General features: G+C 33.9%; 16 protein-coding genes. 1 reads left to right on the plus strand and 15 read right to left on the minus strand.

The window, feature by feature from the left end; translation table 11 throughout:
* From EUBIFOR_RS12900 to EUBIFOR_RS02980, 13 genes are all read right to left on the minus strand, one after another.
* Nucleotides 1-450, minus strand: a 450-nt coding sequence (locus EUBIFOR_RS12900) for a hypothetical protein (RefSeq protein WP_003864419.1), incomplete at its 3' end; no start/stop codon positions are given.
* Nucleotides 451-469: 19 nt separating this feature from the next.
* Complete coding sequence (locus EUBIFOR_RS02925; RefSeq protein ID WP_003864420.1) at nucleotides 470-1,150, minus strand: 5'-methylthioadenosine/adenosylhomocysteine nucleosidase; 681 nt, start codon at nucleotides 1,148-1,150, stop codon at nucleotides 470-472.
* On the minus strand, nucleotides 1,147-1,857 hold the full coding sequence (locus EUBIFOR_RS02930) for a class I SAM-dependent DNA methyltransferase (protein ID WP_003864421.1): 711 nt from the start codon (nucleotides 1,855-1,857) through the stop codon (nucleotides 1,147-1,149). The genes EUBIFOR_RS02925 and EUBIFOR_RS02930 overlap by 4 nt, the downstream gene beginning before the upstream one ends.
* On the minus strand, nucleotides 1,847-2,185 hold the full coding sequence (gene rsfS, locus EUBIFOR_RS02935) for a ribosome silencing factor (RefSeq protein ID WP_003864422.1): 339 nt from the start codon (nucleotides 2,183-2,185) through the stop codon (nucleotides 1,847-1,849). The genes EUBIFOR_RS02930 and rsfS overlap by 11 nt, the downstream gene beginning before the upstream one ends.
* Nucleotides 2,186-2,187: 2 nt before the next feature.
* Nucleotides 2,188-3,204: a nicotinate-nucleotide adenylyltransferase gene (locus EUBIFOR_RS02940; protein ID WP_003864423.1), complete on the minus strand. Its 1,017-nt coding sequence runs from the start codon at nucleotides 3,202-3,204 to the stop codon at nucleotides 2,188-2,190.
* On the minus strand, nucleotides 3,201-3,491 hold the full coding sequence (locus EUBIFOR_RS02945; protein WP_003864424.1) for a YhbY family RNA-binding protein: 291 nt from the start codon (nucleotides 3,489-3,491) through the stop codon (nucleotides 3,201-3,203). The genes EUBIFOR_RS02940 and EUBIFOR_RS02945 overlap by 4 nt, the downstream gene beginning before the upstream one ends.
* On the minus strand, nucleotides 3,491-4,570 hold the full coding sequence (locus EUBIFOR_RS02950; RefSeq protein WP_003864425.1) for a GTPase: 1,080 nt from the start codon (nucleotides 4,568-4,570) through the stop codon (nucleotides 3,491-3,493). The genes EUBIFOR_RS02945 and EUBIFOR_RS02950 overlap by 1 nt, the downstream gene beginning before the upstream one ends.
* On the minus strand, nucleotides 4,563-5,087 hold the full coding sequence (locus EUBIFOR_RS02955) for a YqeG family HAD IIIA-type phosphatase (protein ID WP_003864426.1): 525 nt from the start codon (nucleotides 5,085-5,087) through the stop codon (nucleotides 4,563-4,565). The genes EUBIFOR_RS02950 and EUBIFOR_RS02955 overlap by 8 nt, the downstream gene beginning before the upstream one ends.
* Nucleotides 5,087-6,658 (minus strand): NAD(P)/FAD-dependent oxidoreductase, encoded by a 1,572-nt coding sequence (locus EUBIFOR_RS02960; RefSeq protein WP_003864427.1) that lies wholly within the window; start codon nucleotides 6,656-6,658, stop codon nucleotides 5,087-5,089. The genes EUBIFOR_RS02955 and EUBIFOR_RS02960 overlap by 1 nt, the downstream gene beginning before the upstream one ends.
* Nucleotides 6,659-6,662: 4 nt before the next feature.
* Entirely contained in the window at nucleotides 6,663-7,676 is a 1,014-nt protein-coding gene (locus tag EUBIFOR_RS02965; protein ID WP_003864428.1) for an acyltransferase family protein, read from the minus strand.
* Nucleotides 7,673-8,824 (minus strand): alanine racemase, encoded by a 1,152-nt coding sequence (gene alr / locus EUBIFOR_RS02970; RefSeq protein ID WP_003864429.1) that lies wholly within the window; start codon nucleotides 8,822-8,824, stop codon nucleotides 7,673-7,675. The genes EUBIFOR_RS02965 and alr overlap by 4 nt, the downstream gene beginning before the upstream one ends.
* A complete protein-coding gene (locus EUBIFOR_RS02975; RefSeq protein WP_040466107.1) occupies nucleotides 8,818-9,873 on the minus strand; it encodes a D-alanine--D-alanine ligase family protein in 1,056 nt (351 codons plus the stop codon). The genes alr and EUBIFOR_RS02975 overlap by 7 nt, the downstream gene beginning before the upstream one ends.
* Nucleotides 9,866-11,224, minus strand: coding sequence for a UDP-N-acetylmuramoyl-tripeptide--D-alanyl-D-alanine ligase (locus tag EUBIFOR_RS02980; protein WP_003864431.1), 1,359 nt, complete (start codon nucleotides 11,222-11,224; stop codon nucleotides 9,866-9,868). The genes EUBIFOR_RS02975 and EUBIFOR_RS02980 overlap by 8 nt, the downstream gene beginning before the upstream one ends.
* Nucleotides 11,225-11,608: 384 nt before the next feature.
* Here EUBIFOR_RS02980 and EUBIFOR_RS02985 point away from each other — a divergent pair, with 384 nt between their 5' ends.
* Nucleotides 11,609-12,001, plus strand: coding sequence for an HIT family protein (locus EUBIFOR_RS02985; protein WP_040466108.1), 393 nt, complete (start codon nucleotides 11,609-11,611; stop codon nucleotides 11,999-12,001).
* Nucleotides 12,002-12,018: 17 nt separating this feature from the next.
* Here EUBIFOR_RS02985 and EUBIFOR_RS02990 read toward each other — a convergent pair whose 3' ends face one another.
* The gene (locus EUBIFOR_RS02990; protein ID WP_040466109.1) at nucleotides 12,019-12,795 is read right to left on the minus strand and encodes a hypothetical protein; all 777 of its coding nucleotides are present in this window, start codon (nucleotides 12,793-12,795) and stop codon (nucleotides 12,019-12,021) included.
* 10 nt (nucleotides 12,796-12,805) lie between these two features.
* On the minus strand, nucleotides 12,806-14,652 hold a 1,847-nt coding region (locus EUBIFOR_RS02995; protein ID WP_003864434.1), incomplete at its 5' end, for an ATP-dependent DNA helicase RecG.

Consider the following 14,652-nt stretch of genomic DNA (forward strand, 5'->3'; position numbering starts at 1 on the left):
ATAAACACGTTCAAAACTATCATAATCCAATAAAATCAATTTATTCGAACCACGAATCTCATATACTGGGTTGTTGTAGCCATACCCAAGTACAATGGATTCACATTTGATCTTATAATTCTTTTTCGCAATACGCTTTGCCTTTTTATAATTCAAAGTCTCAATATCTCTTGATGTTATCAATTCAGACTTCGCATTATACCAATATAAAGTCGTATCATCATATCCTTGATACGTTGTATAATCAAAGACATGCTCACTAATTCCTTTTATATGTTTATTTTGTTTCTCTATTTTCTCAACTCTTTGCGTATAAATCTGTTCCTTAACACGATTCGGTCCACTGATAAACTCAGACCAAATCACAAGTAATATAAGAACAAGAATGATAACTAATCCAAGTGTCGTTTTTGTTCCATGTTGTTTTTTATGTCTACGCCTTAGTTTCATCCTTATCCCTCCTTTTTTACTATATACGCATCAACCAGTTTTCAATTAATTTAGCCGATTGTGCACTTGCCTTAGAAACATATGTAGAAAATTCCATTGGATTTTCATTATGATGCACAACATCACTTAGGCAACGCACAATCACAAATGGAATATTAAATTTTGTGGCAACCGCACCAATCGCTCCTGCTTCCATTTCTGAACAAATTGAATCCGGGAAATTATTCATCAACTTTTCAAAATCCTCATCTCTAGACATAAATAAGTCTTGAGAAGCTATCGTACCTACATGATAACGAATCTGCATAGCATTTGCAGCATCAATACAACTTTGAGACAATTTTTCATCACTATTATACACCAATCCAACACCTGAAGGACCATCTAATGGACTTGTATCATAATCAGCTTGAATAACCTTATCACTAATCACAATATCCAACACTTGTTCATCCTGTGTTAATCCACCAGCTGTACCTACATTGATAATGCTGTCGATATTTCCTTGCATACACAAAATTGTACAAGACATAGCCGCATAAGCCTTACCTACACCACTTTTACATAAGACTACATCTTTACCTTGCCATTTTCCATAAGTTAATGTACATCCCGCAATTGTCTTCGTATGATCGACTACATCCATACGCTTTTCAAATTCATGGATTTCAGCATCCATTGCCGCTACAATACCAATCATTCTTGTACCTTCTTTCTACATACATAAAAATACTTTTCACCAGGCGCAATACCCTCAATGTCAAAGTCGGTTGTGACTTTTAAAATATCAAAATACTTCGATAAAATTTCATCCAACCATTTTGGATCATATACCCTTTGAATATGATGCTCCTGAATCACTTTGTCTTTCATATAAAACGCAAAATCCTGATATACATAATCATCCTCTGCCATGATTGACCATTGGTATTGACAACCATCTTCAAAAGCACCTGTCTCATTATATTCAGAATCAAACTCTTCTAAACGATCCAAAGAATGTGTATCAAAGAAGAAAAGTCCATTTGATTTTAAATGTTGACTGACTTCATGAAAGAATGCATCAATTTCTTCTTTTTCTAAAATATAGTTAAAACTATCACACAAACAAAAAATACCCGAATAAGATCCTAAATTATTTAAATGACGCATATCCTGACATAAAAACTCAATCGAACCCTCTAAGTTTTTACTTTTTGCCTGTTTCACCATTTCCTCACTTAAATCAAGAGCTGTCATAGTATAACCTTTTAAAGCAAGCATTTCAGTGATCTCACCACTACCACACGCAAGTTCTAAACAATCGCAAGGTGCAAGTTCACTCTCAATCCAAGAAACCCATTCTCTAGAAGCTTCTTCATCTTTTACTAAAGCATCATAATAATGTGCCAATGTATTATAAATCATACGTTTTTACTGGAACATCCGAATATAAACGGTCCAGATTATAAACCTGCCTTTCCTCATTCACAAATAAATGGACTACCACTTCTTTTAAATCAATCAAAAGCCATTTTGAACCCGAGTCCCCCTCAATATGCATATCCCCCATATATCCAGCTTCTCTTAAACGATCCTTAATATTTTGTGCAATCGCATTATTCTGACGAATATTCGTAGTCGAACAAACAATCATTGAATCCATAAAAGGAGTCAAACTCGTTACATCATATACACGTACATCTTGTGCTTTCTTTTCACAGATCGCATGAACTACAATATCTAAAATCTCCATGTCTAACCTCTCTTTAAATACTCACGGTTTTGTTGAACCACCAATTCAAATCCTTCTTTAATATCTTTGTTACAAATTTCAATCAACTTACTAGAATCATATCCACGCAAAAAATCTAATTTATCTGCACAAAATACCATCATCGCATAAGGATCTTGACTCGTTCCAAGTACATGATGATAGATTGCATTATATACGATTGGATCATCAATCAAAAAGATATCTTTCGTAACAGCAGCCCCTACAAAACCATGCCATACAGCTACAGGATATTCCATGTTTTCAGGACAAATACTATTCATCCATTTTACCATCTCATCCTTTGGCATATATTTAGCTATATCATGAAACAAACCAATATAATACGCAATATGCATATCATACCCATTGTTCAACGCAAACTCTTCACAAAGTTTGGCAACCGATAAAGAATGTTTATATCTTTTTTCTGTTAATCTAGAAGCCACAAAATCCTTCACATACAACCTGTTTCGATAGATATAACGTAAAACTTCTTTTGGCAAATAATTCAATTTATTTCCCATACGAATTTCTGAACTTGAAACTGGGACCGAGGGCATTGTCATACACATAATGTCATATTTTGAATCTGCAAGCTTGCCATTCCTATCAAAACACACAAAATGAGCCATCTTAACAAGTTTTTCGGCATGATACCACTTATCAAACTGCTCCAATTGATCATTTCCTATAATCCAATAAAACTCATGTTCCGGATAGGTTTCAATCAATTTTTTTAGCGTATCATACGTATAGCTTTTACCAGCTCTTTCAAGCTCAAGCGTACATACCTTAAATCTTGAGTCTTTCTGAACCACCAAATCAATCATAGCCAAACGCTCTTGATCCAATGTCAATTCACGATTTTTTAAGGGCGTACTTGAAGTAGGCATAAACCACACTTCATCGACTTGTAAAGCTTGTAAAGACTGATTGGCCATTTGAATATGTCCATTATGGATTGGATCAAAAGACCCGCCTACAATGGCAATTCTCATTTTTTAAGCCCCAATTTATTTTCTTTACTTCTTCTATACAATAAGAAAGTATGTCCAACAATATGAACTACTTCACTACCTGTTGCACTTGCACACTCAATAGCTGCCTCACGCACATCCACTGGACATGTCTTTAATAAATTACATTTTACTAATTCATGTGCCTCTAATGAATCGGATAAAGTATCCATTAAGTTATCACTCAAACCATCTTTTCCAATCTGGAATAATGATTTATAATCCATTCCTAATTTTCTTAAATATTTTTTATTTTGACTCGTTAACATTAAATCATCGCCTTTCTAAACGTTACTTGAATTCCTTTATGTACTTTTACATATACATCTTTTACTTGTCCACTAATACAGAACCATCCAATACCATGAATACAAACATCCATCTTTTCATCCTCAAGTTTAGGTGCATGGAACGTATGCATCGTTAATAAGGAAGTGTCCACACAAGGCACTAACATGCCATTTAAATGTTTTTGCCACAACGCATCCGCATTACTTAATTTTCCTCTATGAATCGATAAAGAACGAGAGAAATATCCAACTACTGTTGCCTTACCACTTACCACTACATCTAGTCTTGCCAAACCTGCAGCCGCAAATGACTGATCTTCAAAGATTTGTGAAACAAATGGTCGAATTGGCTTTGTCGGAATCACTGTCTTTAAATCTTTCGATTGAAGATACGTTAATAAAGAGTGCGTATTCTCAATGCCTGGTGTATCATAAATCGTATAATCCTCAAAAGGAATTGGAACTAAATCTAATGTAGTTCCAGGATTTTGAGACGTTGTTAAATCTTTTGTTGCCAATAAATGATTCAATACAGTCGATTTACCTGCATTGGCAACACCCATAAAAATCACATTTCGATTTTTACGATATTTTAAGATCGCATTCACAATACGTGAAGAGTATTCTCTAGATTTATCATTTTCCTTTAACAGATAACCACAAATCACAATATCCTTCACAATAATATTTTCTTCATGAAGACGATGCTTCACAAAGTTGATAATTTTTTCATCGGTTAAAGTTGTCGGCAAAACATCACGCTTCGTTAATACCATGACAATATCTTTACCAGGAAGTTTCTGATTCAAACGCGAAATCAAATTCGCCTCAAACGCAAATAAATCTACGACCCAGAATACAACCCCATCAATCTTGTTGATTTTTTCCAATGTTGCGTTGGATTCAATCCCTTGCTGCATATTGATCGTAACATCCCCATAGTGACGAATACGATAACATCTTTGACAATAAGAAGCATCTAAAGTAGGTACATACCCAAGTGCTTTTTCATCTTCGTTTTGTAGTAAAACACCACAACCCTTACAATATTTAGTCATCAAATTCACCTCGCTTCAATATTTTTTTCTTTTCTAAATAACCATATATTAATTCTTCAAAGAAACGAAACACCTTTGTGATATTTCGATCCTTTATCGCAATTGGAGCCGTTAATATCGTATATAGGCCCCAAATATTTCCACCCAATATATCTGTATACATCTGATCGCCTAAAATCGCAATCTGACTAGCCTTTAAGCCATGATCTTTCATTGCCTTTTTAAAACAAAAAGGAAATGGTTTACACGAAAATGGATATGTCTTGGACACTGGAAGATGCTTACCAAAATTCTTACCCCTTGAACTCGGTGAATTTGAACAAAGCGCAACTTCAATTCCATTCATTTTTAGCTTATGAATAAAATCAACCACATCTTGACTTGGAACTTCTTCATCATACGCTACCAATGTATTATCAATATCACAAAGTAACAATTGAATTCCCATTTCATGAAGCTTTCTAATATTCAAAGTTTTAAAACTCTGAACATAATAATCCGGTGCAAAAATATTCATTAGAAATCCCCTTTGGCAAAATATTCAATCAAATGCTCAGCACTACGAATACCATCAATTGCACTTGTCATAATGCCACCTGCATAGCCACTACCTTCCCCACTCGGATATAGACCTTGAATATTAGATACATAATTTTCTTTATCACGTACCAAACGCACACTGCTGCTGCTTCTTGATTCCACAGCACTTAATATTGCACCACTCGAAACAAAGCCAGGCACCTTCTTTTCAAAATGTTCTAAAGCTTCATGTAAGGCTAAATTGACTTCTTTTGAGAATAAATCATTCAAATCACAGAATGTTGTACCAATTGAATACGTTGGTAATACCGATTCAAATTGTTTAGACACTCTATGCGCTAAATAATCCTTGGCTAGCTGCACACAAGCTTTATAGTCTTGTCCCATCAAGAAAGCTTTTCTTTCTAACTCTTCCTGATATTTTAAACCGGCAAACAACTCATTGCCATAATCCGAATCATTAATTTGCACAAGTAAAGCGCTATTGGCATTTTCACCACTACGACTCGCATACGACATACCGTTCACAACCAATTGTTCTTTTTGACATGAGCTTGGAATCACATAGCCACCTGGACACATACAAAATGTATATACACCTTTCGAGTTGGAAGCTGTATATGTCAATTGATAACGTGCAGGAATCAATCTTTCATCTTGACTATACTCATGAAGCATAGCTTCATTTATATATTTTTGTTTATGTTCAATACGAACACCTACCGCAAATGGTTTATTTTCAATGTGCATACCATGTTTATGAAGCATTAAAATTGTATCACTTGCACTATGTCCAGTTGCTAAAATCAACGCATTACAATCCATCCATTGATGATTGAAATAAATTTGTTTTAAGATACCATTTTCTACTTTGATATCTTCTAATTTCGTATCAAAATAGAAAGTTCCACCCAATCTTTCAATTTCTTTACGACAATTTTTAATAATGGACAAAAAAGCATCCGTACCAATATGAGGGTGCTGATCCATCAATATATCTGGTTTTGCCCCAAAAGAAACAAGTTCCTCCAAGACTTTGCGACATAAAGCATCCTTTGATCGAGTGGTTAGTTTTCCATCACTAAAGGCACCAGCTCCACCTTCACCAAATTGAACATTACACTCTTCATCCAACACTCCATTTTCCCAGAAAGTTTCTACCTTTTGTTTGCGAACATCCACATTCGATCCTCTTTCTAAAACAATAGGTTTATACCCATATTGTGCAAGAATCAAGGCTGCAAACATGCCTGCCGGGCCAAATCCAACAACGATAGGTCTTGCAGATAAAGCGTGTTCTCCACTCATTACTAGATGATATGTTTCATCGGGTGTTAATGAAACATCTTTTAATTTTAAAAGTTTCTTTTCATTTTTGACTTTACAATCTACGACATACGAAAACAAGACCTTCTGGTGGCGTGCGTCCACACTTTTTCTATGTACGTGCCACTGCAAAAGGTCTTCTTTACGGATTCGCAGTTTTTTTAAGATCTGTGCTTCAATTTCATTTTCACTCGCACATTTCACTTGAAATAATCGAATCATAAGCTTACAGTAATTTTTTTAATATCGGATATTGATCCTGATAACGAGTCACAAAACCAGCTAAACATTGTGCACATGCCAAAGTTAAGAAATATACAACTAAATGTGCATGTGGCATCAAAGCTAAGAAGATTTTGGCAAACAAAATATGTGAAGTATAAATCATCAATGAATCGTGGCGTAAAATGGTAAACATTTTACGATATGGAATATTGACCTTCAATAAATAATTCACTAAGAAATATACAGCTGGAACTAAACAAATATACATACTTGTTAGATCGCGCAAAATATTAAAATGACGATATAGAGCTACTTCACAAAACAATAATACAAAACTAATCAAGAAAGCAAGTAAGCTTACTTTTTTAGGTAAGCGACGTGTTCTTGAAAGTAACAAACCAATCGCAATAAACATAGGACCAAAGAAGATTCCATTTCTTGCGGTTGATAATGCTTTCGTAAAGAATCCAAATAAGAAAGAAATATAAGGTAAACTTTCCCATACTGGTGTATACACATTAATTAAATAACCCACAACATAGAATGCAAATGTGGTAATCAATGTAAACTTCAAACCTTTTTTCTTATACAAATAATACACGATCACATCCGCCAACATTAAGGCTGGTAAAAACCACAAGTGATAATAACTTCCATTAAAGATAAAATCTCGAACGTATGTGAATAAATACGATATGCGAAAGCCATTGTGTGTATAATCAAAAATCGTATATGGCAAATAAATAATTGTCCATATCAAATAGATTCTAAAAAGACGAAGTAATGCTTTCTTTAAACGAGCGTCATTCACATCTTCATTTTCCAAGTCATAATTTCTAAAGAAGAAAAACCCGCTTGTTGTAAAGAAAAATGGAACGGCCAAACGACAAACAGTATGAATAAAGTACGTGTTAAATGTTTCTGATATTTCTAAAAATGGAAATGTATGAATACATACAACCAACAATGCCGAAACATAACGCGCAATATCTATCGATGCATACTGTCTTTTCATGAGCGCACCTTTAATCTAGGTACACGTGAAGAAATTGAAGTTAATGTCTCATTGTTGATGGTCTTAGCCATACGACTGATTTGATCTACAGTTACCACTTCATTTCCTTGATGACCAACGATGCATACCACATCGCCTTCTTTAACATCTTCTACTTCTGTAACATCAATCATACATTGATCCATACATAAGTTTCCAATCAATTTACATCTTTGACCATGTACTAATACTTCGAATCCTTGATTGGATAATAAACGAGGCAATCCATCCGCATAACCAATGCTCATAGTCGCAACTTTTGTTGGTTTTTCAGCTATAAAATGACGACCATAACTTACACTTTGTCCTGGATAGATCCATTTCACTAAACTTACATTGGCATACATAGACATGATGGGAATAAAATCAGGATTTGTCTTGATTTTAATATGATCATCACTCGTAACACCCATATATAATAGGCCAGGTCTACAATATTCATATTCAAGTTCTGGATAATTCAAGATTCCATAGCTATTTTGAAGATGACGAATACCCGGATCAATACCTTGCGATTTTAATAAATCAATCACTTCATCAAACAATTGAATTTGTTTTTTTGTAAATTCAGTGCAATCTTCATCTAAACAATCACTCACTGGAAAATGTGAAAAGATTCCTTCTACACATAAGTTTTCTAAGCGATACTCTTCATAAATATCTTCAATATGTTTATCTTGTTCTTGATATACAATACCCGTTCTACACATACCTGTATCCACTTTACAATGACAACGAATCTTTACATCATTTTCTTTGGCATAGGCATTTAATTCTCTAGCATATTCAATGGATACTAAAGATTGAACGATATTCTGTTCATGAAGATAATGAAAATGCATGCTTGGTGTATATCCTAAAATCAAGATGTTATCTTGGATTCCTGCATTTCTAAGATTTAATGCTTCATCAATACTGGAAACTCCAAAATAGTCCACACCACATTTTTGTAGAGCCTTAGCACATGCGACATCACCTAAGCCATACGCATTGGCTTTCACTATACCCATGATTTTTGTGTTTTTTACAAGCTTTTTAACTTCTTTTACATTATGACGGATCGCATCATAATCAATTTCAGTCCAAGCTCTGCTATAAGCTTCTAGCATGCTCCAATTGTCCTTTGCATAGCTAGTTCAATTAGCTTATCAATTAAATCCGCAAATTCAATACCGGCTACTTTCATCATAGAAGGATAACGAGAAGTCGCTGTTAATCCAGGAATTGTATTCAATTCATTCAAGATTACTTCTTTATCTTCTGTCACAAACATATCTACACGTGCCATTCCGCAGCAATTCATCGCAATATATGTTTTGCGAGCTAATTCTTGCGCTTCTTTAAATGTTTTTTCATCAATACGAGCCGGACAATAAATAGCGGCTCCTTTCATTTCATATTTTCCTTCAAAATCGAAGAATCCACCTGTAATTTCAATTTCATCAATAGATCCTGTAAAGATTTCTTCATTTCCCATAACGGCACAACCAATCTCAAAGCCCTTAATTACTTTTTCGACTAAGATCTTACCTCTACCATCATAGAAGAATGCATCTTTACATGCACTTTCAAATTCTTCTTTGTTGTTGACAAAATGCACACCATAGCTACTTCCTGCATTACATGGTTTAATGATCCATGGCAATTCAATCTTTTCTTGAATTTGCTCAAATGTAGGATTTTCTCGATTGGCATATAAACAAATGTAGTCAGCGCAAGGAATTTTTGCTTCTTTACACAAAATATGCATAATTTCTTTATCCATTGACATAGCACTTGACATAACATCACAACCTACATAATGAATATTCATCAATTCAAGTAAACCTTGAATCAATCCATCCTCACCATTTTTACCATGTAGTACCGGGAATACACAGTCTAGTTCAATCACTTTATTTGAACCATCTAATGGCATGATTCCCCCGTTTACCCATGCACAAGATACACAAGTTTCTTCATTTTCCCATGTATCATGTTCAATAGAATCCACATCTCCATTATATAAATAGAAATGTCCATTTTTATTAATACCAATTAAAGTCATTTCATAGTTGTCTGCATGAATTTGACGTAAAAAGGAAGTGACAGAATGTAATGAAACAGAATATTCACTACTTTGTCCCCCAAATACGACACCTAAACGTAATTTACTCATTGTTTTTCCCCCTAAAAGCATCTACTAATGTATCCATCTTCATCGCTCTTGAACCTTTGATCATAATAATGCAATCTTTGTCTAACAAAGGTTTGCAAGCTTCATATATCTCATCTTTAGTTTCATACCATTTCCCATTAAAACCATCGGCCGTTTCTTTTGAAAGAGGACCTGTACAATATAATTCGTCCACACCTTTTTCTTTGGCATAAACACCCACATCATAATGCAACTGTTTTTCTTCACTACCAAGATCTAACATATCCGATATAATGGCAATATGTTTATTGGCCGGAAGTTCCATCAATGTATCAATGGCTGCCTTAGCACTTTCTGGATTTGATTTATATGTATCATCTAGAATATATGCATTTTTTACTGAAATTAACTGCGTACGCATCTTTGTCATTTCTAGATTTTTCAATCCATTTAAAATCGATTCTTCTTTTAAATGACAAGCTTTTGCGATATAGATACACGGCAATGCGTTCATTGCCTGAAAATCACCAAATGCACGCAAATGTACAGGTGCATCTAAAATATTACATTTAAATACAATTCCTTCTTTATCATATTCAATATCACTTGTGATTGAAACATCTCCACCTTGACCAAAAGATACAACATTTTTATTTTCTGTATCTAAAGTACAAAGCACTTCTTGGATTTCTTTACTTTCATAATTATAAAGGAACAATCCATTTTCTTTTGTACCCTCTAAAATTTCACATTTAGCTTGGGCAATCTGTAATTTTCCACCCAAATTTTCCATATGAGCCGAGCCAATTGAAGTGATGACAGAAATATCCGGTTGAGCAATGGAAGTTAATTGTGTAATTTCACCTTTATTTTCCATACCCATTTCTAAAATGGCCACTTCAATATCTTCATCAAAATCAAATATCGTTAAAGGAAGTCCAATCTCACTATTGCGGTTTCCTTGTGTCTTCTGTGTTTTTTTCTCTTGTGAAAAAATACTATATAACATATCTTTACAACTTGTTTTACCATTTGAACCCGTTACACCAATAACTAAAGGATGTAACTCATCCAGATATGCTTTTGAAAGATCCTGCATAGCTCTAAGTGTATCATCTACTAAAATTACAGGAAAATCAGGATATGGGACATGGTCTTTTTGCCACAAACTAATCAAAGCACCATCTTCAATTGTTTGTTTGGCAAATGTATGTCCATCCACTCTTTGACCAATAATAGGTACGTATAAAACGTCTTTTGTCACTTGTCGTGAATCAATCACAACACCATGAATTTTTTTTGTATCATCAATATCACCATGCAAAGTTGCATGCATCATATTTGTTATTTCATGAATGGTTTTTACAATCATCTCAAAACCTCCGCTTAGTTTACATTATAGCATAAAACTAGTTGTCAATATTTATATTTCAAGAAAAAACCAAATTTTCCCATTTTTAACTCTTGCAAACTCATACATTTTCATGAATTGAGACAAAAAATCATCAAAAGTGGGGCCGAAACACTATATTTTTGAAATATCTCATATTTTCCCACACTTTTCACATTTTATTTGACACAACTTATGGTATACTTCTTTACAAGCAAGGAGTTTGAAGACCTTGCCGGTATGAAATCAGTCTATGGTATTCATACTATTTTCTATCCCCTTATTGAAAAGCCAGACACCCCCTTAGTCTGGCTTTTCATTTTATCTAAAACGATGTATTATTTTTAATAAGGAGGACTTATTATTATGTGTATTTTTTGTATGATCGCTAATGGCGAAATTCCAAGCAATAAAATTTATGAAGATGAAAGTGTCATCGCCTTTCTAGATATCAATCCAACTTCTTATGGACACACCCTTGTTGTTCCAAAAGAACATTGCGATTCATTTTTAGATTGTCCAGATGAAACCAGAAATCATGTTTTTGAAGTTGCAAGTAAACTTGCCAATAAATTAGAACAAACTTTACATTGTGATGGCATTAACATCTTAAGTAATGTTCATGAAGCTGCTGGACAAAGCGTAAATCATTTCCATGTTCATTTAATTCCACGCTATAAAGATAATGATCATGTTACGATTGAATTTCATGAAATCGAAAAACCTGATTTTGAAGAATTAATGAATAAACTAAAATAAAGAAGTCGTCGACTTCTTTATTTTTTTTGCTCAATTTGATATTTTGACGAATAGACACGATCTACATACCCATTAAAATCTTTACCATCCAATTCTTCTTGCGTTAAATATGCTTTTTCTCCATATATATTATGTGTATCAATTTCATTGGAATCATTGATATTTGGAATACACACCATATAATAAAGAACTTCTGAATCATAAGTCATTTGTACAATATACACAAAACGATCACTATTCTTTTTCTGGTTCGATTTTAAATATGCTGAATATACAATTTTCATTTTATCAAGACTTGGTGTCTTTTCTTCTTTTCCATCTAACTTATAGATTGCATCCTGATTTTCCTTTACATAATCAAGTGCAGCATTTCTACCATCTTGAATCAATGTCTTAGGAATATCCTGCAAAGCCAAATAACGATTGGCAAGTCCTTCAACGACAACATTTGCCTCTATACTTTTAGGTTTGTAATGATATTGATTTGCTAAAGCCTCATCATAGGTTGCCGTAACATGAATTGTATCTCCATTGGATAAATCTGAACTTGGACTCACTTCATATTTGACTGAATTCAAAAAGTCCTGCATTCTTTGATTCAATTCCCCCTGCTTTGCGCTTACCACAACACTTGCATTTCCATTTTCTCCAACATAGGTATATTGCGCATTATCCATAATATCCACTTCAACATTACGCAAAAAGAAGAAATATGCAATCAATACAAGAATCATTACCATACCAAGTAAGCTGATAAAATATATGAATTTATTCTCTACCTTTTGTTTATCCATCATTAGTCTCCTAATCAAAATATTGTGCATTTTCAATCGCATTCGAAATATACAACAAGAGATCCACATCCACTTGATCTTGTATAATTTCTTTTGCATCCTGAATACACATTTCCATCATAGCCTGGTCTTTTTCAAAATCACCAAACACAAGACAAGGCATACCACTTTGTCTTATTCCTAAAATATCACCTGGACCGCGCATATGCAAATCATAATTTGATACTTCAAAGCCATCCTTCAATTCTTCCATCTTTTTTAAACGCTCAATCGCCTGCGGATCATTTGATGATGACAACAAGAAACAATATCCTTGTTTTTTATCACGAGCTACACGTCCTCTTAACTGATGTAATGTACTTAAGCCAAAGCGATGCGCATCATAAATGACCATCACACTCGCATTGGCTACATCAATTCCAACTTCAATAACCGTTGTAGAAACAAGAATATCGAATTCATGCTTAGAAAACTTAGCCATCGTCTCTTCCTTTTCTTGACTTGTCATTTTCCCATGCAACAAGCCAATTCGCACATCCTTTAATGTCTTTGTCATTCCCTCATAAATTTCAAACACATTACGCATCTTATACTCATCATTTTCTTCAATCGCAGGACATACGACATAACATTGTCTTCCTTCTTTAATAAAGTTTAAAACATCCTTTAAGCAAGGTGCCATACTTGCCGTTTTAAAGTATTTTGTGACAACACTCTTTCTTCCTATAGGCATCGTATGAATTGAACTAATATCCATATCTCCATATAAGAAATGTGCATATGTTCTAGGAATCGGTGTAGCTGACATCATTAAAAAATCAACACACTTTCCCTTTTCTAACAAAGACCTTCTTTGTTTCACCCCGAAACGCTGTTGTTCATCCGCAATCACAAGGCCTAATTTATGAAATACAACATTTTCTTGAAACAGAGCATGTGTTCCCACCACATTAAAAATCTTGCCATTTTCAAGTTTCTCTAAAATTTCTTTCTTTTCCTTAGCCGTAAGACTTGAAACATATAAAGTCGCTTCAAGACCTAATTTATGCATATTCTTTACATGTTGTCTTGCCAAAATTTCAGTTGGTGCAAGTAAAGCCGATTGATAACCTGCAAGTTGATTGGCATACATACTAATTTGTGCCACAATCGTCTTGCCACAGCCAACATCACCTTGAACAAGGCGAAACATCACATTTGTACTTTTTAAATCATATAGAATATCATCAATACTTGAAAGCTGATCTTTTGTCAATTCAAAAGGAAGATTTGAAATCCAATTTTTTACTGTAGAAACTGAAAAAACCTTTTTTGTTTTAATTTCTTTCTTTTCATGCATCGACTGCATTACACATTGAAAACACAAAAACTCTTCATATTTTAATGTACGAATGGCTGCATGCAGCTGCTTTTCATTTTCCGGAAAATGAATCCACTTATAAGCGGTTGATATATCTAATAATTTATACTTATCAACATATCTTTGGGGTACTCTTTGAGGCAGAATATCCACATGTTTAAGTGCCTCTTTCATAATCGCTTGAATATCCGACTGTTTTAAACCTTCAATTAATGGATACACAGGATGTAACCCCAATTGTTGATCTAAAGGTTTGAAATTATAAGTAGAAGCTAATACATTGTTATTTCCTTGGTATTGACCATAAATCGTTATCGTCTTACCAAAGCCAAACTGACTTGGCCATGGACGATTAAATAAAGTAATATTTAATTCTTCATTCCATGACATCACTTTAAATTTAGTCATCGAACGATTCTTAGATAAACGGATCACTCGTGCAGCCGAACAAATTAAGCCTTGAAAAACAACATTTTCTTTTTCATTCCACGAAGCAT

The organism is Holdemanella biformis DSM 3989 (assembly GCF_000156655.1).
Lineage (GTDB): Bacteria > Bacillota_I > Bacilli_A > Erysipelotrichales > Erysipelotrichaceae > Holdemanella > Holdemanella biformis.

Excerpts from the sequence above, each read along its gene's own strand:
- EUBIFOR_RS02925 (WP_003864420.1), bottom strand. The coding sequence starts at position 1,150 with ATGATTGGTATTGTAGCGGCAATGGATGCTGAAATCCATGAATTTGAA.
- EUBIFOR_RS02930 (WP_003864421.1), bottom strand. The coding sequence starts at position 1,857 with ATGATTTATAATACATTGGCACATTATTATGATGCTTTAGTAAAAGAT.
- rsfS (WP_003864422.1), bottom strand. The coding sequence starts at position 2,185 with ATGGAGATTTTAGATATTGTAGTTCATGCGATCTGTGAAAAGAAAGCA.
- EUBIFOR_RS02940 (WP_003864423.1), bottom strand. The coding sequence starts at position 3,204 with ATGAGAATTGCCATTGTAGGCGGGTCTTTTGATCCAATCCATAATGGA.
- EUBIFOR_RS02945 (WP_003864424.1), bottom strand. The coding sequence starts at position 3,491 with ATGTTAACGAGTCAAAATAAAAAATATTTAAGAAAATTAGGAATGGAT.
- EUBIFOR_RS02950 (WP_003864425.1), bottom strand. The coding sequence starts at position 4,570 with ATGACTAAATATTGTAAGGGTTGTGGTGTTTTACTACAAAACGAAGAT.
- EUBIFOR_RS02955 (WP_003864426.1), bottom strand. The coding sequence starts at position 5,087 with ATGAATATTTTTGCACCGGATTATTATGTTCAGAGTTTTAAAACTTTG.
- EUBIFOR_RS02960 (WP_003864427.1), bottom strand. The coding sequence starts at position 6,658 with ATGATTCGATTATTTCAAGTGAAATGTGCGAGTGAAAATGAAATTGAA.
- EUBIFOR_RS02965 (WP_003864428.1), bottom strand. The coding sequence starts at position 7,676 with ATGAAAAGACAGTATGCATCGATAGATATTGCGCGTTATGTTTCGGCA.
- alr (WP_003864429.1), bottom strand. The coding sequence starts at position 8,824 with ATGCTAGAAGCTTATAGCAGAGCTTGGACTGAAATTGATTATGATGCG.
- EUBIFOR_RS02975 (WP_040466107.1), bottom strand. The coding sequence starts at position 9,873 with ATGAGTAAATTACGTTTAGGTGTCGTATTTGGGGGACAAAGTAGTGAA.
- EUBIFOR_RS02980 (WP_003864431.1), bottom strand. The coding sequence starts at position 11,224 with ATGATTGTAAAAACCATTCATGAAATAACAAATATGATGCATGCAACT.
- EUBIFOR_RS02985 (WP_040466108.1), top strand. The coding sequence starts at position 11,609 with ATGTGTATTTTTTGTATGATCGCTAATGGCGAAATTCCAAGCAATAAA.
- EUBIFOR_RS02990 (WP_040466109.1), bottom strand. The coding sequence starts at position 12,795 with ATGGATAAACAAAAGGTAGAGAATAAATTCATATATTTTATCAGCTTA.